23 protein-coding genes and 2 pseudogenes are annotated in these 25,334 nt (G+C 58.2%); 22 read left to right on the top strand and 3 right to left on the bottom strand.

What is annotated here, in order from left to right; genetic code table 11:
• The first annotated feature begins 52 nt into the window (after window positions 1-52).
• Window positions 53-766 (top strand): ABC transporter permease, encoded by a 714-nt coding sequence (locus tag AC0L16_RS01245; RefSeq protein WP_473618541.1) that lies wholly within the window; start codon window positions 53-55, stop codon window positions 764-766.
• A 32-nt stretch (window positions 767-798) separates the two neighbouring features.
• Window positions 799-1,719 carry a phosphorylase family protein gene (locus tag AC0L16_RS01240; RefSeq protein WP_473618540.1) on the top strand — a complete coding sequence of 307 codons (921 nt, stop codon included), beginning with the start codon at window positions 799-801 and terminating at the stop codon, window positions 1,717-1,719.
• Window positions 1,720-1,754: 35 nt separating this feature from the next.
• Here the strand turns inward: AC0L16_RS01240 and AC0L16_RS01235 are convergent, their stop codons facing one another.
• A complete protein-coding gene (locus AC0L16_RS01235) occupies window positions 1,755-2,663 on the bottom strand; it encodes an MBL fold metallo-hydrolase (RefSeq protein WP_473618539.1) in 909 nt (302 codons plus the stop codon).
• Window positions 2,664-2,776: 113 nt separating this feature from the next.
• Here AC0L16_RS01235 and AC0L16_RS01230 point away from each other — a divergent pair, with 113 nt between their 5' ends.
• The 13 genes from AC0L16_RS01230 to AC0L16_RS01170 all read left to right on the top strand — a co-directional run bounded on the left by AC0L16_RS01230 (window position 2,777) and on the right by AC0L16_RS01170 (window position 15,852).
• Window positions 2,777-3,361: a biotin transporter BioY gene (locus tag AC0L16_RS01230; protein ID WP_473618537.1), complete on the top strand. Its 585-nt coding sequence runs from the start codon at window positions 2,777-2,779 to the stop codon at window positions 3,359-3,361.
• Window positions 3,362-3,770: 409 nt separating this feature from the next.
• The gene (nusG, locus tag AC0L16_RS01225; protein WP_473618536.1) at window positions 3,771-4,334 is read left to right on the top strand and encodes a transcription termination/antitermination protein NusG; all 564 of its coding nucleotides are present in this window, start codon (window positions 3,771-3,773) and stop codon (window positions 4,332-4,334) included.
• A 142-nt stretch (window positions 4,335-4,476) separates the two neighbouring features.
• On the top strand, window positions 4,477-5,796 hold the full coding sequence (locus AC0L16_RS01220) for a UDP-glucose dehydrogenase family protein (protein ID WP_473618535.1): 1,320 nt from the start codon (window positions 4,477-4,479) through the stop codon (window positions 5,794-5,796).
• Between the two features lie 39 nt (window positions 5,797-5,835).
• Window positions 5,836-7,113, top strand: coding sequence for a sugar transferase (locus tag AC0L16_RS01215; protein WP_473618534.1), 1,278 nt, complete (start codon window positions 5,836-5,838; stop codon window positions 7,111-7,113).
• A 148-nt stretch (window positions 7,114-7,261) separates the two neighbouring features.
• Window positions 7,262-8,356, top strand: coding sequence for a GDP-mannose 4,6-dehydratase (gene gmd / locus AC0L16_RS01210; RefSeq protein WP_473618533.1), 1,095 nt, complete (start codon window positions 7,262-7,264; stop codon window positions 8,354-8,356).
• 11 nt (window positions 8,357-8,367) lie between these two features.
• On the top strand, window positions 8,368-9,147 hold the full coding sequence (locus AC0L16_RS01205) for a glycosyltransferase family 2 protein (RefSeq protein WP_473618532.1): 780 nt from the start codon (window positions 8,368-8,370) through the stop codon (window positions 9,145-9,147).
• Window positions 9,147-9,764 (top strand): class I SAM-dependent methyltransferase, encoded by a 618-nt coding sequence (locus AC0L16_RS01200; RefSeq protein WP_473618531.1) that lies wholly within the window; start codon window positions 9,147-9,149, stop codon window positions 9,762-9,764. Before AC0L16_RS01205 ends, AC0L16_RS01200 begins: the two co-directional genes overlap by 1 nt.
• Window positions 9,712-11,103, top strand: a complete 1,392-nt coding sequence (locus AC0L16_RS01195) for a lipopolysaccharide biosynthesis protein (protein WP_473618530.1) — start codon at window positions 9,712-9,714, stop codon at window positions 11,101-11,103. Before AC0L16_RS01200 ends, AC0L16_RS01195 begins: the two co-directional genes overlap by 53 nt.
• 8 nt (window positions 11,104-11,111) lie before the next feature.
• Complete coding sequence (locus AC0L16_RS01190; protein ID WP_473618529.1) at window positions 11,112-11,837, top strand: FkbM family methyltransferase; 726 nt, start codon at window positions 11,112-11,114, stop codon at window positions 11,835-11,837.
• Window positions 11,838-11,867: 30 nt separating this feature from the next.
• Complete coding sequence (locus AC0L16_RS01185) at window positions 11,868-12,782, top strand: hypothetical protein (RefSeq protein ID WP_473618528.1); 915 nt, start codon at window positions 11,868-11,870, stop codon at window positions 12,780-12,782.
• Between the two features lie 88 nt (window positions 12,783-12,870).
• Window positions 12,871-13,611, top strand: a complete 741-nt coding sequence (locus AC0L16_RS01180) for a methyltransferase domain-containing protein (protein WP_473618527.1) — start codon at window positions 12,871-12,873, stop codon at window positions 13,609-13,611.
• A 28-nt stretch (window positions 13,612-13,639) separates the two neighbouring features.
• Window positions 13,640-14,716, top strand: coding sequence for a glycosyltransferase family protein (locus AC0L16_RS01175; protein WP_473618526.1), 1,077 nt, complete (start codon window positions 13,640-13,642; stop codon window positions 14,714-14,716).
• A 419-nt stretch (window positions 14,717-15,135) separates the two neighbouring features.
• Window positions 15,136-15,852 carry a hypothetical protein gene (locus AC0L16_RS01170; protein WP_473618525.1) on the top strand — a complete coding sequence of 239 codons (717 nt, stop codon included), beginning with the start codon at window positions 15,136-15,138 and terminating at the stop codon, window positions 15,850-15,852.
• Window positions 15,853-15,858: 6 nt separating this feature from the next.
• Here AC0L16_RS01170 and AC0L16_RS01165 read toward each other — a convergent pair whose 3' ends face one another.
• Window positions 15,859-17,082 (bottom strand): O-antigen ligase family protein, encoded by a 1,224-nt coding sequence (locus AC0L16_RS01165; protein ID WP_473618524.1) that lies wholly within the window; start codon window positions 17,080-17,082, stop codon window positions 15,859-15,861.
• A 5-nt stretch (window positions 17,083-17,087) separates the two neighbouring features.
• Window positions 17,088-19,046, bottom strand: a complete 1,959-nt coding sequence (locus AC0L16_RS01160; protein WP_473618523.1) for an acyltransferase family protein — start codon at window positions 19,044-19,046, stop codon at window positions 17,088-17,090.
• A gap of 288 nt (window positions 19,047-19,334) precedes the next feature.
• On the opposite strand from AC0L16_RS01160, the gene AC0L16_RS01155 reads away from it, so the two are divergent.
• From AC0L16_RS01155 to AC0L16_RS01125, 7 genes and pseudogenes are all read left to right on the top strand, one after another.
• Window positions 19,335-19,493, top strand: a complete 159-nt coding sequence (locus AC0L16_RS01155) for a hypothetical protein (protein ID WP_473618522.1) — start codon at window positions 19,335-19,337, stop codon at window positions 19,491-19,493.
• Window positions 19,486-20,352 (top strand): class I SAM-dependent methyltransferase, encoded by an 867-nt coding sequence (locus tag AC0L16_RS01150; RefSeq protein WP_473618521.1) that lies wholly within the window; start codon window positions 19,486-19,488, stop codon window positions 20,350-20,352. The genes AC0L16_RS01155 and AC0L16_RS01150 overlap by 8 nt, the downstream gene beginning before the upstream one ends.
• A gap of 23 nt (window positions 20,353-20,375) precedes the next feature.
• A pseudogene (locus tag AC0L16_RS01145) lies at window positions 20,376-20,666 on the top strand (NAD-dependent epimerase/dehydratase family protein); the annotation flags it as partial.
• Window positions 20,654-21,322, top strand: a pseudogene (locus AC0L16_RS01140) (NAD-dependent epimerase/dehydratase family protein); the annotation flags it as partial. The pseudogenes AC0L16_RS01145 and AC0L16_RS01140, both read left to right, overlap by 13 nt.
• Window positions 21,319-22,494, top strand: coding sequence for a glycosyltransferase (locus AC0L16_RS01135; protein ID WP_473618520.1), 1,176 nt, complete (start codon window positions 21,319-21,321; stop codon window positions 22,492-22,494). The pseudogene AC0L16_RS01140 and the gene AC0L16_RS01135, both read left to right, overlap by 4 nt.
• Window positions 22,491-24,731, top strand: coding sequence for an AGE family epimerase/isomerase (locus AC0L16_RS01130; protein WP_473618519.1), 2,241 nt, complete (start codon window positions 22,491-22,493; stop codon window positions 24,729-24,731). Before AC0L16_RS01135 ends, AC0L16_RS01130 begins: the two co-directional genes overlap by 4 nt.
• 83 nt (window positions 24,732-24,814) lie before the next feature.
• A complete protein-coding gene (locus tag AC0L16_RS01125; protein ID WP_473618518.1) occupies window positions 24,815-25,282 on the top strand; it encodes a hypothetical protein in 468 nt (155 codons plus the stop codon).
• The last annotated feature ends 52 nt before the right edge of the window (window positions 25,283-25,334 follow it).

Genomic DNA, 25,334 nt, shown 5'->3' with positions numbered 1-25,334 from the left:
GCTCGCCCGCATTGTCCTGTGGAGCTTTGCTGCTCTGGTCATGGCATTTCTGATGTTGCCGACGCTCGTCGTGGTGCCGCTTTCGTTTTCGGCGTCGAGCCTCCTCGAGTTTCCGCCGCAGGCCTACTCGTTGCGCTGGTACCAGAACTTCTTCGGCTCGGCGACGTGGATGGCTGCGCTCAGGACGAGCCTGATCCTTGGGACATTGACGGCGCTGATCGCGGTGCCGTTTGCGCTGCTCGCCTGCATTTCAATGAATCGGCTGGGCGGGAAGACCGCGGCGAGCATCCAGGGCGTCCTGCTCACCCCCTCGGTCACCCCGGGGATCCTGCTGGCGATCGGCCTGTTTTTTGTGCTGGCGGCACAACGTCTGGTCGGAACGCTGTTCGGTGTGCTGGTCGGACATGTGGTGCTGGCCGTTCCGGTGGCGTGCATCGTGTTGTTGCCAGCCCTGGCTCGCTTCGACTGGAACCAGGTTCAGGCGGCGCGCAGCCTCGGCGCGGACTGGGCCAGGGCTATTGGCGGCATAATCGTTCCGCAACTTCGGCTCAGCCTGTTGTCGGCGACATTGATGGCCTTCCTGACGTCGCTCGACGAGTCGGTGATTTCGATTTTTATCGCAAGTGGTCGCAACAGCACGATGCCGAAGCTCATGTTCCTGTCGCTGCGCGATCAGATCGATCCGACCATTGCGGCGATCTCGACATTGTGGACCGCTATTGTTGTTGTCGTCGTCCTGATCGTCGCCCTTCGCCAAAAATCCTGACCGAGCCAAAAATCCTTACCGGGACTGGAAGCATGCCCAAAAATCATCACGCAGCTGGCGCTCCGGCGGATCAATCGACTGACATACCTCAGGTTGGGTTGGCCATCATCACCGGGTCGGCAAACTGGGGGCTTGCCTTCCCGGAAGATGTCGGATTCGACGGCGTGCGCACGCTGCGTCGCGACATCAGTTTTGAAACGCCTTTCGGTCGTTCCGACAACTGGAAGTTGCTCGAGTTCGATGCCTCGATTTCAGCTGAAGGCAGAGCAAAGCGAGCGTTGTGCATGTATTCGCACGGCAATCCCCGCGACCATATCGACCATTCCTGCCATCGCCGCGCGTTCTGGGTGTTGATGCAAGCGGGGGTGCGGCAAATCCTCGCCTGCTCGACCGTTGGCGCCGTCAACAAGGCGATCCAGCCCGGCGACTTGGTGGTGAACGCCGATATCATCGAACTGACGCAGACCCCGTTTTCACTGCTTCCGGATCGCCAGAGTTTTGACTGTTCGGGCAAGCAGATCGTATGTCCAAGATGTGCGGCGGTTCTGGTCGAGACGGCCCGTCGCCATTGGCCAGCCGAAGGCCGTATTCATGGCATCGAACAGCAGCTGGTGGCTGCCCATTGTTATGGGCCGCGGCTGACAACCCCAGCCGAAGCCTTGGCCTATCGCGGCATGGGGGCGGACGTGCTCAACCATTCCATCGCCCCTGAGGCGACCTTGGCGCGCGAGATCGGCGCCTGCTTCGTGCCCTGTGCCTTCGTCACGGCGGGTTTTAACGACTACATGGATCGCAACCGCCAGAAATTGCTGCAGGAGGACGTGCTGCCCAACCTCTCCATGACAGCCTCGCTTGTCGCGCTGGAGACCGCCGCGCGACTTCCGGCCAATCCGCAATGCTCTTGCCAGGCTCTGAAGTCGCCTCAACCAGAAGAGCGTTCCAGCCGGTTCTGAGCTTTCAGGAGCGTAGTGTGCGCTCTGGCGGGGGCTTAACCAAGCGGCCTGAATATGCCGTCGATCGCCGGGTCGCCGTCGGTGCTCACCAGACCGCGCGCCACCAGGTCCTCGAGATGGGCAAGCACCGACAGGCCGGCCGCGCCGTGCAGGCGCGGATCGGTATCGTGATAGATCGCCGCGACCACCTCCTTGATCGTCCGGTCGCCGCTTCTGATCCGCTCCAGGATCGCTTGCTCGCGCATCCTGCGATGCGTCTTCAACTCGCGCATGAAGCTGCGCGGCGCTGTCACCGGCCCGCCATGGCCGGGCAGCAGCAGGCGGTCGTCGCGCTCGATCAGCCGATCCAGCGAGGCCATATAGTCGGCCATGGCGCCGTCCGGCGGCGCAACGATGGAGGTCGCCCAAGCCATGACATGGTCGGCCGAGAACAGGAGGCCGGTTCCTTCTAGCGCAAAGGCTGCATGATTGGCGGCATGGCCCGGCGTCAGCACCGTTCTGATCGCCCAGCCGTCGCCGTCGACCACCATATCGTCGGCAAGCGCGATATCCGGATTGAAGGCGGTGTCGGCGCTGGCGTCGAGCGGATTGATTTCGCCTATGCGCAGCGGCCTCGCCGGCCGATGCGGACCCTCGGCCAGGACAATCGCACCGGTGTGCTGCTTCAGCCGCGCTGCCAGCGGAGAATGGTCGCGATGCGTGTGGCTGACGAAAATGTGGCTGACCGGCCTGTCTGCGATCACCTCGATCAGTGTCTTGAGATGCGCATCGTCATCCGGTCCAGGATCGATCACCGCCAGCGTCTCGCGCCCGACGATGTAGCTGTTGGTGCCGTAGAATGTGAACGGGCCGGGATTTTCCGCGGTGATCCGCAGCACGTCGGGCGCAACGGTCACGCCCTGGCCGTAGGCCGGGTCGAAGTCAGTGTCGAATTTCAGCGCCATGGCCAATATCGTCGAGCTGTTGGGAGACGGCAAAACCGATTGCCGCATAGCACGGAAGCCAATATAGGAAAACGCAACGCCGCGATCTGCGGCAGTCCGCAATGAGGAAGACCATGGCAATTGCAACGACGCCGCTTGTTTCTCTCGCTCTGCCTGAAAAGGGCGCAGCCCGCCTGGCGACGCAGCTTTTGCTGGCGGTCGGTGGAACGCTGCTGCTGACCTTGTCGGCCAAGACCAGAGTTTTGCTCGGACCGGTCGACATCTCGATGCAGACCTTGGCCGTGTTTCTGATATCAGCTGCATTCGGCATGCGCCTCGGCGTCGCCACGCTGCTTCTCTACATGGCGGAGGGCGCCATGGGCTTGCCGGTGTTCCAGGGCACGCCGGAAAAGGGCATCGGCATTGCCTACATGCTCGGCTCGACCGGCGGCTATCTTGCCGGCTTCGTCGTCATGGCGGCGATCGTCGGCTGGGCCGCCGATCGCGGCTGGGATCGCCATCCGGTCAAGCTCTTCAACGCGATGCTGGTTGCCGAAATCGTCATGATGGCGATGGGCTTTGCCTGGCTGGCGCTGCTCATCGGCCCGGAAAAGTCGTGGCAGTTCGGCGTCGTGCCGTTCATCGTCGGCGACCTGATCAAGGTCGCCCTGGCGGCGAGCCTTGTGCCCGCCGTCTGGTCGCTGCGCAAGCGCCCCTGAACTCCGGCCGATCGGGCGCAGCACCACAGGAACGTGATCGTGGTCCCGTTTCAGCGACGGCCTGCCGCGAGTTGTCGTCGAAGCAGGCCACCGCCAAGCGGTCGGTAACGCTTTGATAACGATAATCGTCACACAATGTTCAAATCGACCGATTAAGGACCAGAAGAGCCTGCGGTCGTCGCGAGTCAGCGTAACCAGGCAGCTACATATCGACACAATTGCTCGATACCGCTGCTGGATAGCTGAAAAAGAAAGCGGCGCGATGACTTTAGCTGCAGCTAAAGTAGTGGACAATTAACAGGATTTTTTCGACCAAGCTTGATTCTCGCGAGATGGTTGCTTGCTGGTATCTTCGCGCTGTCGTAACCCTTGCCGTCAACCATGCCGAAAACCGCCGAGAGCGAGTCGCGTGACCAGCCCGGAAAAAACAACAGGGAAGGGGACTTTATCGTTGCAACGGCCCGCAACCGGCACCGCAGCACGCTGGTATGCCGCCAGCGTATTTCCGGGAAAAGAAGACGTCGCCGAACGGCATCTCCGGATACAGGGGTTTCACCCGTTTACGCCTCGCTGCGAGAAGACCACACGTCATGCTCGGCGCATCGAGACGCGACCGGCGGCCTATTTTCCAGGTTACATGTTCATCGCCCTCGATGTCGCGCTGCAGCGGTGGCGCTCGGTCAACGGAACGTTCGGTGTGCGCTCCCTCATCATGCAGGGCGAGCGGCCATTGCCGGTCCCCTCGGGGCTGGTGGAGCGGTTCATTGCCCTGACCGGCAAGGACGGCCTGCTTGATTTCAGCGGAGGCCTTACTGCAGGCGCCTCGGTTCGGATTCTCTCGGGTCCTTTCGCCGAGATGATCGGCCGCCTTGACCGGCTCGATCCGGCCGGAAGGGCTCGGGTTCTGGTTGCCATCATGAATGGCGAGATCCCTGTTGACATGGATTCAAGGGAACTCGTCGCGATCGCGTAGCCGCGCCCATCAAGGCGGCGCCGTGATGTAAATTGTTGTGGTATCCGCTCTCGGGATTCACCCTGGAGTGCGGTAGCCGTCGGTTGGTAAGACTTGCGCCTCTGCGAGATCGCCTCATCCGCGCCGATTGGGAGTATGTGGCATGCGAATAACAATGATTGGTGCCGGCTATGTTGGGCTTGTCTCGGGCGCCTGTTTCGCCGACTTTGGCCATCAGGTCTGCTGCATTGATCGCGATCCAGAAAAGCTTGCCATGCTCAAAGGCGGCAAGATACCAATCTATGAGCCAGGGCTCGAAGAGCTCGTCACGACCAACACTTTGCAAGGTCGCTTGCGTTTCGACGACAATCTGGCGGACGCGGTTTCTCAATCGGATGTCGTCTTCATTGCCGTGGGCACGCCGTCGCGACATGGCGACGGTTTTGCCGATCTGTCCTATGTTTATGACGCGGCGGCCGAAGTAGGCCGGGCGCTGAAGGGATTTACGGTCGTTGTGACGAAATCGACGGTGCCTGTTGGTACTGGTGACGAGGTCGAGCGAATTATCCGCGAGCAGAATCCAACGGCCGATTTTGCGGTGGTCTCCAATCCGGAATTTCTTCGCGAGGGATCGGCGATCGACGATTTCAAGCGACCTGATCGCATCATTGTCGGGACCGACGCCACAAGGGCCAAGGCAGTGATGGGCGAGGTCTACCGTCCGCTCTCGCTGAATGCCGCGCCGATTTTCTATACGAGCCGACGTACGGCGGAGCTTACCAAATATGCAGGGAATGCATTTCTGGCGATGAAGATCACCTTCATCAACGAAATTGCCGATCTCTGCGAGCGGTTGGGAGCCGATGTGCAGGACGTCGCGCGGGGCATCGGCATGGACAATCGCATCGGCGCAAAGTTTCTTCACGCGGGGCCGGGCTACGGCGGCTCCTGTTTCCCGAAAGATACGCTGGCGCTGGTCAAGACAGCGCAGGACGCGGCAAGTCCCATCCGGCTTATTGAAACGACGGTCTCGATAAACGACCAGCGTAAACGGGCGATGGCGCTCAAAGTGGTCGATGCCTGCGGGGGCTCGGTTCGCGGCAAGACCATTGGTGTCCTCGGCCTTACGTTCAAGCCAAACACCGACGATATGCGCGACGCCCCCTCATTAGCCATTATTCAGGCGCTGAAGGACGCGGGCGCTTCGATCAAGGCATATGATCCGGTCGGCATGGAGCAGGCGCGCAAGTTGATCGAAGGCATTGAATTCGGGGACAGCGCCTACGCGGTAGCCAACGGCTCCCATGCGATAGTGATCGTCACCGAGTGGAATGCCTTTCGGTCATTGGATCTCAAGCGGCTCCGTGCACTCATGGCGATGCCAGTGATGGTTGACCTTCGAAACGTTTACCGAGGTGAGGATGTCGTGAAGGAAGGCATAGCCTATTCGAGCGTTGGCCGAGAGCGACATCTTGTTAAGTGAACGTAAGGTTCTCGTGGGACCCGGTTTGCGAGTGGCAATTTGAACACCTCCACTATCAACCTGCCCAGGCAGAGGCATCTTCTGCTTCGGATGCGCTTTCAGCTGCTTGGCGGATTGACGTTCGCGATCCTGGTCCCCGCCATGGTCCGCATGTCGTTCGATCAACAAGTAATCTGGTCGACGAACATGCAAGCTACGATTCTTGCTGCCTTCATGGCTCACACGTCGGGTTACCTGCTTTACAAGCGCATCGGCAATTTTCCGGGTGTGGCGGCAGCTGGTTACATCCTGCCCACCTTCGCCCTGACTTATGGCCTCGTATTCATGGCCATCTTCTTTTTCAGGTTCGACTATAGCCGCTTCCAGGCCGCGGCGAGTCTCTTTCAGTCGACATTGTGGTATTTTGGTCTGAGCTTGGCCACGCGACGGCTCGACCCATACCGGCTGGCAGTAATCCCCGGTGGAGATGTCGATAGGCTGCAAAGCATACCAGGCGTTAGTTGGCACCGGATTCCGTCGCCCGAGACGATTGTCAAACATGCCAGCGGTGTGGTGGCCGATCTTCGAGCCGATCTTTCGGATGAATGGGAGCGGTATATTGCCGATCGCGCGCTCTCGGGAACGCCGGTCTACCATGTCAAACAAATCAGCGAATCGCTTACAGGCCGAGTGGAAATACAACACCTTTCCGAAAATACCTTGGGATCTCTGAACCCTAACCAGGCATATTTAAAGATCAAACAGGCGGCTGACTGGATTGCGGCACTAGTTATTCTGGTGGGTTTTTCGCCATTGCTCTTGTTCGTAGCGGCAGCGATAAAATTTGACTCAGCTGGTCCGGCCTTATTCAAGCAAAAAAGAATGGGGTACAGAGGAAAGATCTACGAAGTTTACAAATTTCGGACGATGAAACTCGGCGCCCCCGTTGGCGATGAAAAGGAAGAGGCCATCACAAAGGCCGGCGATGCGCGCATTACGCGCCTTGGGCAGTTCTTGAGAAAATCCAGGATCGATGAATTGCCGCAGGCCTTCAACATCCTGCGCGGCGAGATGAGCTGGATCGGACCGCGCCCGGAAGCACTCGTACTCTCCAAGTGGTACGAGGCGGAGCTGCCATTCTATCGGTACCGCCACATCGTTCGGCCTGGCATTACCGGATGGGCTCAAGTCAACCAGGGCCACGTTGCCGCCGTGGGCGACGTTCTGGAAAAACTCCACTACGACTTCTACTACATCAAGAATTTTTCGCCTTGGCTCGACGTGCTGATTGTGTTTCGTACGATCCGAACCATGCTGACAGGATTTGGCGCGCGTTGACAATACGGCAAAGATCGGTAGCCGGTGTAGCCAAGCCGCCGCGCTCGAATCTCACAACGTTGGGATAGCCACCAGCTTTTGAAATGGGCATTAAAGCCACGCTGACTAGCGTTGAGAAATATCGTCGTATCGACCTCGGAGAAGCACAATGACCAGAAAAACCGCCCTCATTACCGGCATCACCGGCCAGGATGGCGCCTATCTGGCGGAACTTCTCTTGGCAAAGGGCTATGACGTCCATGGCGTCAAACGGCGTTCCTCGTCGTTCAACACCGGTCGCATCGACAATCTCTATCAGGATCCGCATGAGAAGGACGTAAGGCTGTCGCTGCATTATGGCGACATGACTGACGCCACCAACCTCATCCGCATCGTCCAGGAAGTGCAGCCAGACGAGATCTACAATCTCGCCGCGCAATCGCACGTCCAGGTGAGCTTCGAAACCGCGGAATATACCGCGAATGCCGACGCGATCGGCACATTGCGTCTCCTCGAAGCCATCCGGCTGCTTGGCCTGACAAAAAAGACGCGTTTTTATCAGGCGTCGACTTCCGAGCTCTACGGCAAGGTGCAGGAGATCCCGCAACGGGAGACGACGCCTTTCTATCCTCGGTCGCCCTATGCGGCGGCAAAGATTTATGCCTACTGGATCACCGTGAATTACCGCGAAGCCTACGATATCCATGCTTCCAACGGCATCCTGTTCAATCACGAAAGCCCGATGCGCGGCGAGACGTTCGTCACCCGCAAGATCACTCGCGCTGCTGCCGCGATCAGCCTTGGCCTTCAGGACAAGCTCTACCTCGGCAATCTGTCGGCTGAACGGGATTGGGGCCACGCCCGCGATTACGTCGAAGGCATGTGGAGAATCCTTCAGCATGAAGTGCCGGACGACTACGTCCTTGCAACCGGCGTAAAGCATTCGGTCCGCCACTTTGTCGAGCTTGCATTCAGCGAGGTCGGGATCGAGGTCGATTGGGTTGGGTCCGGTATCGACGAAAAAGGCGTCGATGCAAAATCAGGCGCTGTCCTGATCGAGCTCGACCCGCGCTATTTCAGGCCGACCGAAGTTGAGCTGCTGATCGGCGACCCTTCGAAAGCGGAGCGCGTTCTCGGGTGGAAGGCAACAACCTCGCTCGATGTGATGGTCCAGGAAATGGTTCAGTCCGACCTCGAAACGGTAAGACGGGAATCCGAGCACCGGCGCCTGGACGAGGATCGAATCCGCGTTGCGGCACAGTAAGCCGAGTCTACATGAAAATCTCGGTCTTGACCGTCTGTTGGAACTCTGCGGCGACAATCAGGCATACGATCGATAGCTTTTTTGCCCAGGATCATCAGGACAAAGAGCTGGTGATTGTCGATGGCGGATCGTCGGACGAGACGTTGTCAATTGTCCGGTCTCATCCAACGGACCAGATCCGGCTGATCAGCGAACCCGACAGCGGAATGTATGACGCACTCAACAAGGGGCTGCGTCTCTTTACCGGAGACGCGGTAGGCGTGCTGAATTCAGACGATTGCTTTCACGATCGCACAGTGCTGGGACGGATATCGGCAGGGCTCGAGACAGCCGACATCGTGCATGGTGACCTGGATTTTGTCGAAGACCATCTGGGCAAGCGGGTCGTACGCCGTTGGCGTGCTGCGGCCCGACCCGCCAAGGGCTTTCGGACCGGATGGATGCCGGCCCATCCAACATTCTACGTCAAGCGGAAGGTTGCGGACGCGGTCGGTGCATTCGATCTCAGCCTCAAAGTGGCATCGGATTACGATTGGATGTTGAGAGCTGTTGAACTCCACGGATTCGAGACCGCTGCAACCAGCCACGTGTTGGTGGACATGATGGTTGGCGGGGCCAGCACAAGGAGCTTGCGTTCGCACATCGGGCACAACCTGGAAGCGCTACGGTCTCGACGCCGTTGGCTTGGGTCCGGGGCCCTCGACTACGCGCTGGTCGCGAAGCCGGCGCGGAAAATAGGTCAGTTCTTGTTGAAGCAAGGCGATAATCCAAACATAAAGAAACCTATCTGATGAACGACCCCAAGAGCATTTTAGAACCGATCGGAGGTTATGTCCTCGATCTCGTTGCGAAGCTGCGAAACCGACAATTTGTCCCGCATTCGCTAACGAAGTTGCACAATATGAAAACCTGCAGGGACATGACTGGCGCCACGACGGCAGTGGAAATTGGTTCCTATAAGGGTGTCACGACAAAACGAATGTCTCACCTGTTTGAGAAGGTGATCTCAGTCGAAATTGACGAAGCACTGTATCATCAGGCCAGCAAGCGGTGCGCAGGGCGGAAAAATGTGGAATTGCTGCTCGGTGACGGTTCCAAGCTGCTGCCCGAAATAGCTGCGCGGGTGAGCAAGGCGCTTATCTTTCTGGACGGCCATTTCAGCGGAGGTATCACCGGTCAAGGTGACGAACCGGAACCGGTGTTGAAGGAGCTTGATCTTATCCAAGCGAACCTGGACCACTTCTGCGCGGTCATCGTAGATGACTTTCGCCTGTTTGGCGTCGAGCCGGGATGGCCGCGGAAGGCCGAGGTGATGGAGAAATTGGAAGACGTTTTGCCTGCGCCCGAATGGGTCCATGGCGTTCTCAACGATCAGTTCATTGCGGTTCGGAAAAGAACGGCAAAATGAACGAACACCGCGTGCGTCACAGATTGCAGGCGAAAATTGCCCTTATTTTCATATCTGGCGATTTGGAATGTTTCGCAGCATCCTGACCGTTCTGTCGGGGTCGGTGATTGCGCAAGCCATTGCAGTTGCTGTTCTTCCTGCCCTGACGCGGCTCTATGATGCTGAAGCGTTCGGCCGGTATCAGATTTATGTCTCGATACTGAACGTGGCGGTCATGTTTGTCGCATTTCGCTACGAGGTCGCAATCCTGAGTGCACGACCAGGAAGGATTTTTGAAAATCTATTAAAACTGACATTTCGGCTTTGTATCGTGACTAGCATGATAGCCTTCCCTGTTGCCGGTGCCATCAGCTTGTGGATGCCGGGTGACCTGTCATCACTACAAGGAATTATTTTTCTTCTACCCGTCGCGATGTTTGTCGCGGGCATCTACCAGATGCTTAGCTACTTGCCGATCCGCGAACGCAACTACGGTCTCAGTGCACGGTCCAAGATTTTGCAATCGGTAGGATTCTCAATTGGCGCCCTTGGGTGTGCCTTTCTCCCTTTGATCGGGGTTGGTCTCGTTCTCGCTGACGTCTTCGGCCGGCTCGTTGGGAGCATCAACGTCTTCTTTGAGAGTGGAAAGCTCTGGCGAACGCTGATCTCTCCTATTTCGTTTTCCGAGATGAGATTTACGGCAATTCGCTTTCAGAAATTTGGGTTCTTCACTTTCCCGGGGACCCTCCTGTCAGCTCTTAGCGCTGCGGTCGCGCCATTCGCCTTTCTTGCACTGTTCGACCTGGAAGTCGCAGGACAGTACGCCCTGATCGAACGGTTTGTCTTAATGCCTGTTGGCATCGTCGCGGTTGCTGTTTCACAGGTCTTCACCGGTGAGTTTTCGAAACTTTATCGCACGGAAAAAAATGAGTTGAACGCGGCATTTCGGCGTTCGCTCTTGCAGCTGCTTGCCATCGGTCTGTTGCCGACAATGCTTGGAATGGTACTTTCGCCAAGCGTCGTTCCCCTCCTCTTTGGCGCCGATTGGACCATGGCAGGCAGGCTCTGTGCCATCGCGTTTCCAATCGCGTATGTGCGATTTGTCGCCACGGCGTTGACGATGACTCTTATCATTATCGATCGCCAGTCGCTTCAGTTTACCTGGGAAATAGGCCGGTTCCTTTTCACTTTGTGCGTCTTCGGTTGGCTCGGTTGGGTAGGTGTCGATAATCCAGCCACCGTTATGGTCTGGTACGGATTGGCGACTGGTGTCACCTATGCTCTCCAACTTGCATTGGCTGACCATGCAACGAAGATAGTCAACCTGCAGGCAAGGGAAAGCGAAGGGAGCATTTCATGAGGGTGAGCTTGGCGTTCGCCGTGCAGCGAATCTTCGGTATGTTCGGCTACCATTTGAGAAAGCTCGATCGTGGTGTTCGGATCGATGACTCGTTCGAGGAGCAACTGCGTCTCGTTGGTGATCCTGTCGCTACGATCTTCGAAGTGGGAGCTGCCGACGGGCGGGATACTCGCACATATGCGGAGAGGTGCTCGAAGGCGGTTGTTCACGCGTTCGAGCCTCTGCCGGAAAATTTTGCCAAGCTGCGCAACATCGCCGAAAGCGAGCCGCGAATTATTCCCGTCAATATGGCTGTTTCTTCGAATGTAGGGACCTCTTCGTTTCATGTCGCGGCGCTTTCCGACGCCAGTTCCCTGTTCAGGCCGCGCAGTACTGGATCGACCTTTGACAAGTACACATCTGAAGTCGATGTGATTGACGTTAACCTGATTACATTGAATAGTTATTGTGACGATCGAGGAATAACAAAGGTGGACCTCCTTAAAATGGACGCGCAGGGTGGGGAGCTAGATGTTTTGAGGGGGGCGGACAATATTCTCAAAAATAAAGGCATCGGTGTAATTTATACAGAGGTAAATTTTATGAGAATGAACGAAGGGTCCTGTCTCTTTCACGAGGTGACAGCCTACCTTGAGCAATTCAACTACCGGCTCCACGCGATTTACAATCAGCACCATAACCAGTTTGGCCGGCTGGCCTGGGCTGATGCGATCTACCTGCCGAACATTGACTGACTTTCGGCGTTTTCGATAGGGCAGGCGCTCATGACCCATCTTTACGGTTATCCCGATATCGGCCGCTTTGGTCTTGGTCACAGCATGCTTGCTTGGGCACGCTGTGAGATATGGTGTCGAAACAACGATGCGCAGATGCTCGGGCCGCGTTGGTTCCGCCCACGTATCGGTCCCTACTTGCGCCGCGAACGGGACAAGCGCGAGTATTTCAGGCTCTTCAACAATAAGGGCTATGTCGGCGAACCGTGGCGAACTGCACTGCTTGCAACTGCGCGAAAGGTTCCGGCAGAAGCGGCTGCATCCGCTCCATATGACGGTGGGAATACGGTCGTTGTTTTCAAGAACACCGTGGCATCAAACTTCGAAAGACATTTCCATGAAGTCCGCGGTCACGGTCCGGTGCTGTATGACGCGTTTCGCCGGATCACCCGCAAAAAGTACCTGCCACAAGCGCCTGCCACGCCTTTCCTGGCTGTCCATGTCCGCCTTGGCGACTTCTCCCGTTTCGACGTGAGCCAGGTGGAGGCGAAGACGCACAACCAGCGGCTTCCGATCGAATGGTATTGCGACAGCCTTGTCGCCCTTCGTAAGGGACTGGGTACGAACATGCCGGCCCGTGTGTTTTCCGATGGAGATGATGCCGACCTTGTTCCACTGCTCCGTCTGCCGGATGTGCGCCGGGCCAATGACGCGGAATCGGTCACGCACATGCTGGAAATGGCTCAGGCGAATGCGATCATCGGAGCAGGCTCGAACTTCAATCTGTGGGCTGCCTTTTTTGGGCAGGTTCCGCGGATCACCTACCCAAACCAGGCGATCGTCGTGGTAAATGACGATCCAACCCGCGAGACGAGTTTCCGCGATGATGCGTCCCTTCCTGACGCCTTCGTAAATCACGTGAAGTACCAGTTCATGCGGCGAGAAAAACAGGGCGAACTAACCTAGAGGTTGCCAGTGCAAGCCGTAGCAGCACTATGATCTTGATCTATTTTCGATGTTCCGGTCTCTACCGGTTTGCAGGACAAGGGGTGCGGTGATTCTCAGGTCGTTTATTGGTTGGAACAGGAGCGCCGCCGCCTGGCTCGAACGCCGCTTTCCCGGGATTTTCGGCGCGCCGTCCTACAAAGCGGAACTCGAACGACGTATCGCAGACGACATTGCGCGCCTGACGCCATCGGCGATCCTTGAGGTCGGCGGGATCGACCGGCCGCTTCTGGAGCGGGGTAATGGCTTCACTTATATCGGCCTCGACATCGAGGAAAAGCCAGACTGCTATCGGATCTACGATCGGTTTGTTGTCCAGTCCATCGAGCAGCCCGTCGACATTCAAGCAGACATGCTCATTTCGATCACATTGATGGAGCACGTGCCGGACAACAGGGCGGCGGCGCGTTCGATGTTTTTGGTGTTAAGGCCGGATGGCGTGATGCACCACTATATCCCGTCGAAGTGGCACCCCTATTCGGTAGCGTTGCGGCTCGTCGGACCCGTTATGCAAAAATGGCTTATTCCGTATCTTAGACCGGCTGCAGTCGGTGTTACGGGATACCCGGCCTTCTTTGATCACTGCTCCCCCTCGGACATGGCGAAGGTACTTCGCAGCCAAGGTTTCATCCAGGTCGACGCCAAGCCGTTTTACCGTGCCAGCGATTATTTTGCTTTCTTCCTGCCGGCCTACATTTCCGTCGCTCTGTTCGAGAATCTTTGCGCGGCCCTGAACTGGCGCATCTTCTGTTCCGGCTTTGTCATCAGCGCGACAAAACCCGCACGCTAGCTAACACCAGAGCAACAAGAACGGCGCCATGCAAATCTTTCAAAACTCCGGGATCGCCTCAAGCTATCGACCCCGACTTGCCGGTCTCGTCGCGGAGATCGTCGGGTTCGAACAGCAAAAGGACGTGTTCTTGAATGATCGTTACGGCGCAGCACATATTCTTTTGCCGGTACTCGGCCGTCGTCCGGAGGCGTTCTTTACGAACGGCGATGACGAATCGCTGCAGCGGGCGTGGGCACGCGAAAACGGGCTTGGTCCAGACACGCCGCTGGCCGATATCCTTCTTGCCCAGATCGAGCATCACAAGACGGATGTCTTCTACAATCTCGACCCATTTCGCTACGACGCCGCTTTTGTGAGCCGCTTACCTGGGCACGTGAGACGAAAGATTGCGTGGCGCGCCGCGCCAGGCAAGATTGACTTTTCCGGCTATGATCTTGTGCTTTGCAATTTTCCGTCGATGCGAAGGCTTTGGGAGGGGCAGGGCGCCAGGACGGCCCACTTCTTTCCCGCTCACGATCCGGAACTCGATGCCGTCGCTGCAAATCGGAACAGGGACATCGATGTCCTTTTCTTCGGTGGCTACAGCCGTCATCACCAACGTCGGCGGCAGATCTTGGAAGCTGTCGCAGGTCTTTCCAGCCGCCACCGTGTTGTTTTCCATTTGGACCTGTCACGCTACACGCCACTCGCCGAGACGCCGCTTGGCTGGTTCGGTCCTCTGAAAGCGGTACGCCGCCCACGTGCGATCCGCAACGTCAGCGCGCCCCCTGTGTTCGGGCGTGCCATGTATGAACAGCTTGGAAGAGCCAAGATCGTGGTCAATGCCTCGATCGACATGGCCGGCCCGGACCGTGGCAACATGCGTTGCTTCGAAACGATTAGCGCCGGAGCCCTGCTGGTTTCTGACTCTGGCAACTATCCCGCGTCGATGCGCGACGGGGAAACCATGGTCGTCTATGAACAGCCGCAGGACGCAGTGGAAAAAATCGAGCGGCAACTGGACGAGGGAAGCTGGGACAGAATCGGTTGGACCGGGCACCGCGCGATTCGTGAAGAATACAGTAAGAAACAACAATTTGAGCGGTTTGTCGAACTGGTATAGCGGATGATTCGATCGTGTTTTTACGTCTGGTGGCGACATTGCGCTTTTTGCGTTCACCCATAGCGCCGACGTATAACGACCTACGCGCCGGATTGGCGCGAGTCGTACTTGCCATCACGGTACGCGACGAGAGGGCGGTTATTGACAAGGGCCGCGATCTGATCCTCGTGGTACGGCGTCGTCTGATTGCTCTTTGAAATTCGCCCTGTATCGCTTCCCGCGCTCGGCATCGAGTTCCGCCCGGCCCGTTACCGACAAGTCTGGAATATGCGAGAGTCGGCTGCGCAAAGTCCACGAATGCGCGATACCGGATATCAACCGTCATGTTTCAAAAGATAATAGTCTGTGTAATATGCATTCTTGCCAGTTCTTGGCCCGCGACGGCGCAGACGCACGCTCCATTCAAGCTGTTCGAGAGTTTGCTTTTCACCGGCGAGCCCCCCGATTTCCGTTTGTTCGGGTTCGACCATCTCACGCTCGCCACCCCTCATGTGCTGGGATTCGATGTTCCCCGGGCCGACCAGGTGCAGAAAGCCTTGGCGCTGCCGCGGACCAACAAATTCATGGCGATCGACATCGAGCACTGGCCGATGAGTGGCACCGCCGTGGATCGTGCGTCATCCATTGCCAAATACAGAGCGACGCTCAGCGCCATAAAACAGGCTGATCCGAGCCTCAAGCTCGGGCTCTACAGCGTTCTGCCGATCGCAGACTACTGGCGAGCAAATGGCTCCGAAGGCAACGATGCATTCAGGGACTGGAAATCACGCAACGATCAGATCGCGTCCGCTCTCATCCCCCATGTCGATGTGCTTTTTCCTTCTCTTTACACGGCCTATGGCGACAAGGATGCCTGGGTGGTCTTCGCGCGAGCCAACATCGAGGAAGCGCGAAGAATCTCGCAGGGAAAGCCGGTCTATTGCTTCCTCTGGCCGCAGTTTCACAAGACTTTTGCCTTTCTGCCTGGGGATTACTGGTATGCCCAACTGGACACTTGCAGAACATTCGCCGACGGGATCGTGATCTGGGGCACGATAACTGGAGAGGCAGGTTATTCGCCCGAGGAATGGGACGAAAAGGCGGAGTGGTGGCAGGCCACATTGAGGTTCCTTCGCGAGTTGGGCAAGATTCCCTAGAGCCCGTCACACGCGGGCGTGAAACGAGCGTTGAACGGTTCTGTTCGAGCGCGGAAGCGCTGTCAGCGGGCGGGGCTCGAAGCTCTTGCTGGCGGTCAACAGAATCGAGGTCAGCACAAACAGGCTGTCTGCCGCCCATATCGCACCTGAAGTCTGCAAGAATGCGAAAGAAACGATGTACATAATCGTATAGAAGGTGAGGTGGGCCCTAAATTTCATCGCCCTGTACATCGACATGCCTATCACGATGAAAAGCGGAATGGCCCCCACCAGGCCCAGCGCCATGAGTATTTCAATGATGATGTTGTGAGGGTACAGGCCCGGCCCCCAGTTCATGTCGATAAAGTGCTTGCCGATGATAGGGCTGTCGAGGAAGTCGGAAATCGCCGTGCTTTGCACATTAAAGCGCTCCAAAGCTGCGGTGTCCCATTGCGCGATGACAAGGTCACTCATGCGCCGAACCAGGTAGTTGTCCTGCGGCAGGTACATCAAGCCGCCAAGCAAGAATGGTACCAAAATCCAAAGGCGGGATGGGCGGGAAACTGCATAGACAGCCGAAGCGACTATCACTCCAACGAAGGCGGCGCGGGATCCCGACAGGAACAAGGCGGCTATCGAACCGACGATGATCGCCAAGTGCACCACGTATTCGATAAGGCGTGGCTTATATTCGATTACGAAGAAAAATGCTGCGATTGCGACAGTGCAGGTAAAATGCCCGAGCAAAACCGCATTGACGAATTCAGAAGCATACCTGACGTTAGAGGCGTCCGTGCCTTGGGCGTTCAAGAGTCCATTGCTATACGCATAGAAGAATGCCGGAAGGAACAATACGCCGGAAAAAGAGATCATGAGAACGATTCTTTTTTGAATAGAGAGTATGTACTCAGAGTATGATCCAAGAGCAAAAGCTGGGATGACGACGGACGATAGGTAAAATTGAATAGCCACTAGCGCATATTCGTTGTATTGATATGCGTAATCGTATACAAGCCTGGCAAAATATAATATGAAGAACGCAAGCAACATTTTGTTAATTTTGAATTTTTTATCCGAGACTGCAGCAAGTATCAAAAATAGCGACATTATGGCGATAATCATTCTTGCAGCAATGGAGACTATATGATTATTTAAGCCGGCAACGGTGGTATACATTCCCAGTAAAGGATAGCCTACCAGCGCCCATAGGAGCACGATTTCCACCAACCGCTTTTGAATGGATACGAGCATTTCGCTTACTCGCTTTTCGAGCGTTGCATGGCCAACGCTTCAGAGAAGATGGAGCGAAAGCGGAACAATTCTGCTTGCGCAATATGGCTGGCGTCCGCAAACACGGATCGTCCATCCAGAACATAATTGCATCGACTTGCATCGCACAACACCGTGTCCGGACGGGCGAAGCCGATATCGCGGCGCGCTCCGAAATGTTGGATGGTCTCCTCATGCTGCCGCTGGAACGCATCTGCCGGCAGATAGGTCGGTTTTCCAAGTGGCCGGCCGAAGGCGAGATCACGGCTCAATTCGGAAGGAAGATCCCATCCGGGGTAAGCTATCGGGCCGATCAGAACGACTTTCTTGCCAAACCCCTGCAGGCGACCGATCAGATCGTCCAGCCCGCGAACGAGTTCTGCGTCATTCCTAGTGTCGACCGTCTTTCCGTCCGCATCGACCAGTCCGTTCTCTGCATTTGCCCAGTTCAAGCCAAGAATAACGGTCCTCACGTTTGAAAGTTTGCCAAGCTCACTGAGATTGGCGGCGGCCACATCGATACATTCACGCGAGATATTGACGGACACAGTCGGCAGGCAGCCGTTGGCCGGAACCAGGAGGCCGGGCAACCCTTCCTCGACAAATATGGACTCCCAGACAGGCGCATACATTTGCGCATGCGAATTCCCCAACAGAACAACCTTTGCGTCAGAAGGGTTGCGAGTGGGAAGGTTCAGCACACAGGCGCGCGACTGGCCCACCCGCAGAAAATTTGGGACCGGGCAACGATAGTTGGTTCCGACAGCCGCATTGATGGCCGCGGCTTCACCGCTCATCCGGCCGGGCAGCCCATTCGACCAGATCAGCACCGACGCAATCACCACGAGGGCACCGGCGCCGGCGCCAGCAGCGAGACACACGGTTCGTGCCGCCATGGCTCGGCTACGAAAAGGGCGCTCAACGTATCGCCATGAGACAATGGCGCAGATAGCCATGCCGGCCACGGCAATCGTCATCTCGCCGATGTTGAGGTCGCGGACGAGATAATATTGCGACAGGACGATGAAGGGCCAATGCCAGAGATAAAGCGAATAGGAGATCAATCCGACAAAGGCGAGCGGGCTGGCCGCTATTATTCGGTTGATGGACGGTTGCTGAACCTGACCAGCGGCGATCAAAAACATCGTGCCGATGACCACGGGTAGCGCGGCAGGTACGGAGCCATACGTCTGAAGGGGGGTGATGATGCCAATGAGGACTGCAATCGCACCGATTGCCCCGAGAAGGCTGGCGACGGTTCCTCGCGGCGTCAGGCTGGGCGGCAGAAGAGCAACCATAGCACCAGCTCCAAGCTCCCACGCCCGGGTAGGCAGCAGGAAAAATGCCGGCGATGCGCCACCTATCCTGAGCGCCAAGCAGTTGGCTGCCAGAGACACAAGAGTGAGCAGTGCGATTGCGGGGAAAGTCGCGCGGGGCCAAAAGCGGGCAAATACCGCAATGAGCAGCGGAAAAATGATGTAGAACTGTTCTTCGACACCCAATGACCAGACATGCAGGAGCGGTTTGTCCTCAGCGGCTCTCGAAAAATAGTTCGTATCTCTCCAGAAATAGATATTTGCCACGAAGCCGAGCGTGGCGAGCATGCTCTTTCCATATCCGATCAAGTCGGCAGGCAGCAGCAAGATGATCGCGGCCATGGTGGTGAAAAACAGCAGGAGGAGAAGAGCCGGCATTATCCTGCGGATCCGCCGTTCATAGAACCGTAAGATCGAGAACTGCCCCTTGAGCGCCTCACGCCATAATATCAGGGTGATCAGATATCCCGAGAGCACGAAAAAGATATCGACGCCCAGATATCCTCCCGGCAACCATGATCTCGACAGGTGGAATGCTATCACCGAAGTGACAGCAATTGCGCGCAGGCCGTCGACGTCCGCCCGATAGCCAATGAGGTGTGAATCCGCGCTTCCAACTCTGGTGTGCATGCTGAATATTCAGGTCCCCGAGGCAGTGCCCCGTCTATAGAAGAACCAGAGCCGGGGCGCTACTCTCAGGTGGGCGTTTTGCGCGGACGAAGTTCGCGCGGTTCGACCTCTCGTGACCTGAACTTGACGAATTTTAAAACGGTAGCTTAGCTGGACGTCTCGAACAACCTCCTGACTGAACCATGATCGACGCTGGAATTATCCGCCTTTGTGGTGGACGGTCGAAGCATGCAAGCCTATGACCGAGCGCTGTCGCATTCGTCAAGCTGAGCCTTGGCGGCGGCTGCTGTGGCCGCATCTGACAAATCTGACGAGGAGTTCGAGATCGTTGTGACCGAGATCGTTGTGACAAAGGACGTGCCGCCTTACGCAATTGTCGCCGAAATTCCGGCTGTCGCCGAAAATCCGGCGCGGATGATCGAGCATATGGTTTCTCTCGATGCCTGAAGCGGCCATGAGTTGGGAAGATGCCGTCCGCTGGTGCATGAGCGAGCCTTCGATGAAGGAACTCGCCCGCGCCGCTTATTTCGACGATCCAGTCGTGGCCGCGCGGCGCTATCACGAAAGCGCGGAGTTCGACGCGGTTCGTGACATGATCCCGCGCAAGGTGGGCCGTGCTCTCGATCTTGGCGCCGGCAACGGCATTCTCTCCTATGCCCTGGCGCGCGAAGGGTGGTCTGTAACCGCTGTTGAGCCTGATCCGAGCGCGCTCGTCGGCGCCGCTGCGATCCGGGCGCTCGCCAGAAGCACAGGCACGCCCATCGATGTGGTCGAAGCGTTTGGGGAGGCGATCCCGTTGTCCGCCGCAGGCTATGATTTGGTCGTCGCGCGGCAGGTGCTTCATCATGCCCATGATCTTCCGGCTTTCTGCCGCGAAATGGCGCGTCTCTCTCGCGAAGGCGCGACGGTGCTGGCGTTGCGTGACCACGTGGTCTCCGGGCCGCAGCAACTCGAGCCTTTCCTGCGCGCCCACCCACTTCATCATCTCTACGGTGGAGAGAACGCCTTTACGCTGGCGGGCTACCGCGCTGCGATAGAGGGGGCCGGGCTGACGATCGATCGCGAACTGATCTCGTTCCAGTCCGTCGTGAATTATGACCCAATGATACCATCCGAGATTCGCGAGAGGCTCGCCAAAATCTTTGGTGCGTTTTCCCCGGTTGTTCGCCTGGCTCTTTCGACTGTGCCCTTTGGTGTCGTCGCCAGGGTCGCCGCCCTGCTTGACCGCCGGCCTGGGCGCCTGGTCTCTTTCCTTTGCCACAAACACGGGCCTTTGCCACAAGCGGGGGAAGGACTGATTTCTTGATACAACCAAACGAGGCCAAGCCTGTGTGGGTGACTGGAGCCGGCGGTTTCATCGGCTTGCACCTCGCTCGTTTTCTTGCTCAAAAGGGATGCCATGTCATCGGCTTCGGTCGAAAAGAAGCACCGGGTTTTGCGTCGGCGACCGGCGGCGTATTTGTTTCCGGTGGAATAGCCGTGGAAACAATGGATGCGGCTCTGGCAGCGCATGGTCGCCCGTCAGCCGTGTATCATTTGGCGGGCGGCGCAACGGTCGGCCAGTCGATTGCCGACCCCCTGAAGGACTTTGAACAAGCGTTGTCTCTGCGGCTCGCGTCCTGGATTTCCTACGCCGCCACGCATCCGATGTACCTGTCGTTCTGGCATCCTCCGCTGCGGTCTATGGCGGCGGGCATGCCGGTTCGATCAGGGTCGACGCGGCGCTCGATCCCTATTCTCCCTATGGCTATCACAAACGCATGGTTGAGGAGCTTGGCCGGTCATATTGTGCCGCATACGGCCAGCCAGTCTCAGTGGCCCGCCTCTTTTCGGTCTATGGCGAAGGCTTGCGCAAGCAACTGCTCTGGGATCTCTGCGGAAGGCTCGCGGCAGGCGAAACCGATATTGTGCTTGGCGGCACAGGTGCGGAAATGAGGGATTGGCATCATGTCTCGGATATCGTGCGGTTGATCCATCGCATTTTGCCTGAAGGCGAACCGCGCTTCGCCGTCTATAATGGCGGTGCGGGCGCTCCTGCGTCCGTCAGCACAATTTCCAGCATGGTTTTGGATGCCTGGGGAGGGAACCATCGCCTCTCGTTTTCTGGAGAATCCCGGCGGGGCGACCCTGTCAATCTGATCTCGGATCCCTCCGGCGTCCCGGAGGGGCTTCAGTTGCAGGTGCCGCTCAGCAGGGGCATTGCCGGCTATGTCGATTGGTATCGCGCTGAAATTCTCGCCGAACCGGTCGGCCATCTGCGACGCTCCGCGCCTTGATTACCGTCGGCTTCACTCTCATCGGCCGCGGAACCTGGTCAGGCGGCGAGTCCTATCTGCGCAACATGCTGAGCATCGTCGCCTCCGAGTTGCATGGTAAGGTGCAGGCGAAACTGTTTCTTACCCCTGAGCAGCATTCAAGCATTGGCGCGTCCTTCGATCATATGCTGGCTGCGCCTGCTATTGTTGATAACCGGGTCACGGGCGCCGGGCTCGGCAGGCGAGGGCTGATCGCACTTGCTGGCGGAAGTGACCGTGCCTTCGCGGGTCTTGTCGCCGCGGAAAGCATCGATGTTGTGTTTGAAGTCGCCCAGTGGTTCGGCAACCGGTTTCCAGTGCCGGTCGTTTCATGGATTCCGGATTTCCAGGACCGTCGCCTGCCGCACCTCTTTCCCCGTAGCGCCTGGTGGCGCAGGGATCTCGGCTATCGTCTTCAGATGTCCGGGAATCGCACCATAATGCTCTCGAGCGGGGACGCGCTGGGGGACTGCAAAACATTCTATCCGGCCTCGCGAAACAAGACCGCTGTCATGCGGTTCGCTATCGATCTCGATCCCGGTGCCATCCTGGCGCGTGCCGATGAGGCGCGCCAGGCACACGGTCTGCCCGCGCGTTTCTTCTTTCTCCCCAACCAGTTCTGGATCCACAAGAACCATAGGCTGGTCATAGAGGCGTTGAAGCATATAGACCAAATCGGGGCGCTGGGCTCCTTGCCGCCGATAATCCTCACGGGGTGCACCACCGATCCGCGCGACCCGACATTGTTCAAGCGCCTGATGGAGCTTGCGGAAACGCACCGGCTCGGAAGCCATTTTCGACACCTCGGATTGATTCGCTATGACGATGTCGTCGCCCTGATCGGTGCCGCGGACTATCTCCTGAACCCTTCCCACTTCGAGGGGTGGTCAACCACGGTCGAGGAAGCGAAGTCGCTGGGCACGCCGATGCTGCTGTCCGACATTGCACTGCATCGCGAGCAGGCGCCGGAATCGCTCTTCTTCGCACCCGATAGTGCGGAAGCGCTGGCGCAGCGCCTGCTCGAAGCCGCGCAGCGCCCACGCTTGGCCCGCGACAGTGTCGCCGTGCTACAAGGTCGGCAACAGATGCGCCGCCGAGACTACGCGGCAGCGCTCCTTGCCTTGTTTGAAAATGTCAGAGGTATCACCCCATGACCGAGCGGATCGTCAGTTTTGTCATGAGCGGCGGCGTTGGCTCGCGGCTGTGGCCGCTGTCGCGCGAGGACAATCCCAAGCAGTTCCATGATTTTTCCGGCGACGGTTCGATGCTGGCCAAGACGCTGCGTCGGTTGACGGCGCGGCCGAAGGGCGAAACGCCGGTCTTCCTGATCGCCTCGGAGCGGCACGCCGACCGCGTTCACGCCGATCTCGCCGGCCTCGACCTTTCCGGCGGTGGCCCGTTGTTCGAGCCGACCGGCCGCAACACCGCCGCCGCCGTTGCCCTGGCGACGCTGCGCACCTTGTCCGAATTTGGCGACAGCCTGGTGCTGGTGGTGCCATCCGATCATGAGATCACGACCGCACGGCAATTCTGGCAGAGTGTGGAAAACGGCAGCGGCGCGGCGCGTGCGGGCCGGCTGGTGGTGTTCGGCATCAAGCCGAGCCAGCCGGAGACCGGTTACGGCTATATCGAGGTCGCCGGCGAGAAGGATGGCATCCATGATGTCTCGCGTTTCGTCGAAAAACCGGACCTCGTGACCGCGCAGAGCTATCTGGCGGCCGGCAATTTCTACTGGAACACCGGCATCTTCCTGTTTCGCGCCAGCGCCATGCGCGACGCCTTCGCGGCTTTCGAGCCCGAGATATGGAAGGCCACCGAAACTGCCTACCGGGCGGCGACCTCAGATCTTTCCGGTCTCTATATGCCTCTCGAGCTCTACGCCGCCATTCCCTCGACGTCGATCGACTATGCGATCATGGAGCGCGCCAGCGACATCGCCATGGTGCCGGCCGGCTTCCGCTGGAACGATCTCGGTTCCTGGCAATCACTGCTCGATGTCGGTCCGTCCGACAATGACGGCAACGTCATCGTCGGCGATGTCGTCGCCATCGATTGCGAGAACTCCTACATCCGCAGCGACAGTCGCTTGCTCTCGGCCATCGGCTTGAGGGACGTTGCCATCGTCTCGACCGCCGATGCCACCTTCGTCGCCCCGGTCAGCCGCAGCCAGAACGTCAAGAAGATCGTCGAGCAGCTCGAAAAGAGCGGCCGGCTGGAAACCAGGTTCACACCCGCCGGCGACCGCGTCATCGAAAGCGGCGCCTGGCGGCGCCGTGTGCACCACTGGCTGTTCGAAGAGACGGTGCCGCTGTGGTCCACGGTCGGGGTCGATGAGCGCCATGGCGGTTTTCACGAGGCGCTCGGTTTTGACGCCACACCGCTGATGAAGCCCAAGCGCATGCGCACCATGGCCAGGCAAGTCTACGCCTTCGCCGTCGCCAAGGCGCGCGGCTGGGACGGGCCCGCCGACCGGTTGATCAGCCACGGCCTCGAATTCATGGCCAGAAACGGCCGCACCGACAATGGCGGCTGGGTGCGCACGCTTAATGTCGACGGCACGGTCGCCGACCCCACCGAGGATGCCTACGATCATGCCTGCGTGCTCCTGGCGCTGGCGCATGCCCATATGGTCGGCAATCCTGATGCATTGCGGCTTGCCGAAGAAACATTTTCGTTTCTCGACGCGCATCTCGAGGATCACCGCATGACCGGCTTTCTCGAAACGTCGAGCGGCACGGGCGAACGGCGCTCCAACCCGCACATGCATCTGCTCGAGGCTTTTCTGGCCTGGCATCAAGCGACCGGCGAGCTCGCCTATCTTCGCCGCGCCGCGCGCATCGTCGATCTGTTTCGCAGCCATTTCTTCGATCCGGAAAGCTGGACGCTGGGCGAATATTTCGATGCCGAGTGGAGGCCGGCGGAGGGCGAGAAAGGTGCCTGGACGGAACCCGGCCACCATTTCGAATGGGCCTCGCTGCTGGTCGACTTCACCGGGCGCAGCGGCCAGAGTGACCTGACCGGCTTTGCCAGAAAGCTCTATGCCTCGGCCATCGCCAACGGGCTCAATCGCGCCACCGGCCTCGCTTATGGCGCTGTCTCGCGACAGGGGCTGCCGCTCGATCTTGTCTCGCGGAGTTGGCCGCAGGCCGAAGCAATCAAGGCGGCGATTGCACTGGACGGTTCAGGCGGCCCCGATCTCAAGCCCGAGATCGAAGCACGCGTCGGCCGCCTGTTCCGTTGGCACATCAATCCGGCACCGCTCGGCCTGTGGATAGACCGGATCGACGAACGCGGCCGCTCGCTGGCGACCGATGTGCCGGCAAGTATCTTCTACCATCTGGTCTGTGCGCTGACCCAATATCTCGACAGCACCGCCGGCAAATCTCGATAGAGCAGTTGACGGGATAGGAGGTGGTTGCGCGGGCGTTTCCGTTGGCGAAATGCGCGTGCGTTGGCCACGGCGGGAGCAGGATATTGTCATTCAAGAAAATAGGCGTGCTGGCACTTGTTGCCTTGGCGTTTGCGATTGGCTTCTTTGGCATCATCGTGGAAAAAGGGACGGCTGTTCGTCCGCCAAAGCCGCAAGCGGCACTTGAGCCGTTTGACGGCAAGCTTTCCATCCAGGCAGTCGATGATCTTCGCATCGCCAGCCGCAAGATTGTGTTGTGCGGCGTGTCGTTTACCAAGCCGCGATCCATGCGTGCGATGGTAACGGAGGCGGCGCGCCGGGACTATCAAGGGGTCGCCCTGACCTGCAAGCCGGTCGGCATGGGGACACCATGCGACGGCAATGTCGCCTCAAAATTTGGTGATGCCATCGTTGTGCAATGCCTCACGTCCGATGGCACGGATTTGGCCGCGAAACTTGCCGAGAATGGCATCTTGTGCGGACAGCCCGCGCAGGCGGGTTCGACCTACAAATCTTGCTTATCGGGTTCGTAGCTCGCGGCTTCGCTAACCGCCCTCGCGGCCGTCATTCCACGAATCGCGACTG

It is taken from the genome of Mesorhizobium sp. WSM4848, assembly GCF_055811375.1.
The sequence above is the reverse complement of the archived record's forward strand: the minus strand, read 5'-3'. Positions and strand labels throughout refer to the sequence as shown.

Bases quoted from the DNA above. Each gene is read 5' to 3' on its own strand.
- AC0L16_RS01205 (WP_473618532.1), top strand. From the start codon at position 8,368: ATGAAAATCTCGGTCTTGACCGTCTGTTGGAACTCTGCGGCGACAATC.
- gmd (WP_473618533.1), top strand. From the start codon at position 7,262: ATGACCAGAAAAACCGCCCTCATTACCGGCATCACCGGCCAGGATGGC.
- AC0L16_RS01235 (WP_473618539.1), bottom strand. From the start codon at position 2,663: ATGGCGCTGAAATTCGACACTGACTTCGACCCGGCCTACGGCCAGGGC.
- AC0L16_RS01245 (WP_473618541.1), top strand. From the start codon at position 53: ATGTTGCCGACGCTCGTCGTGGTGCCGCTTTCGTTTTCGGCGTCGAGC.
- AC0L16_RS01220 (WP_473618535.1), top strand. From the start codon at position 4,477: ATGCGAATAACAATGATTGGTGCCGGCTATGTTGGGCTTGTCTCGGGC.
- AC0L16_RS01175 (WP_473618526.1), top strand. From the start codon at position 13,640: ATGCAAATCTTTCAAAACTCCGGGATCGCCTCAAGCTATCGACCCCGA.
- AC0L16_RS01240 (WP_473618540.1), top strand. From the start codon at position 799: ATGCCCAAAAATCATCACGCAGCTGGCGCTCCGGCGGATCAATCGACT.
- AC0L16_RS01230 (WP_473618537.1), top strand. From the start codon at position 2,777: ATGGCAATTGCAACGACGCCGCTTGTTTCTCTCGCTCTGCCTGAAAAG.
- AC0L16_RS01165 (WP_473618524.1), bottom strand. From the start codon at position 17,082: ATGCTCGTATCCATTCAAAAGCGGTTGGTGGAAATCGTGCTCCTATGG.
- AC0L16_RS01160 (WP_473618523.1), bottom strand. From the start codon at position 19,046: ATGCACACCAGAGTTGGAAGCGCGGATTCACACCTCATTGGCTATCGG.
- AC0L16_RS01200 (WP_473618531.1), top strand. From the start codon at position 9,147: ATGAACGACCCCAAGAGCATTTTAGAACCGATCGGAGGTTATGTCCTC.
- AC0L16_RS01150 (WP_473618521.1), top strand. From the start codon at position 19,486: ATGCCTGAAGCGGCCATGAGTTGGGAAGATGCCGTCCGCTGGTGCATG.
- AC0L16_RS01195 (WP_473618530.1), top strand. From the start codon at position 9,712: ATGGCGTTCTCAACGATCAGTTCATTGCGGTTCGGAAAAGAACGGCAA.
- AC0L16_RS01130 (WP_473618519.1), top strand. From the start codon at position 22,491: ATGACCGAGCGGATCGTCAGTTTTGTCATGAGCGGCGGCGTTGGCTCG.
- AC0L16_RS01185 (WP_473618528.1), top strand. From the start codon at position 11,868: ATGACCCATCTTTACGGTTATCCCGATATCGGCCGCTTTGGTCTTGGT.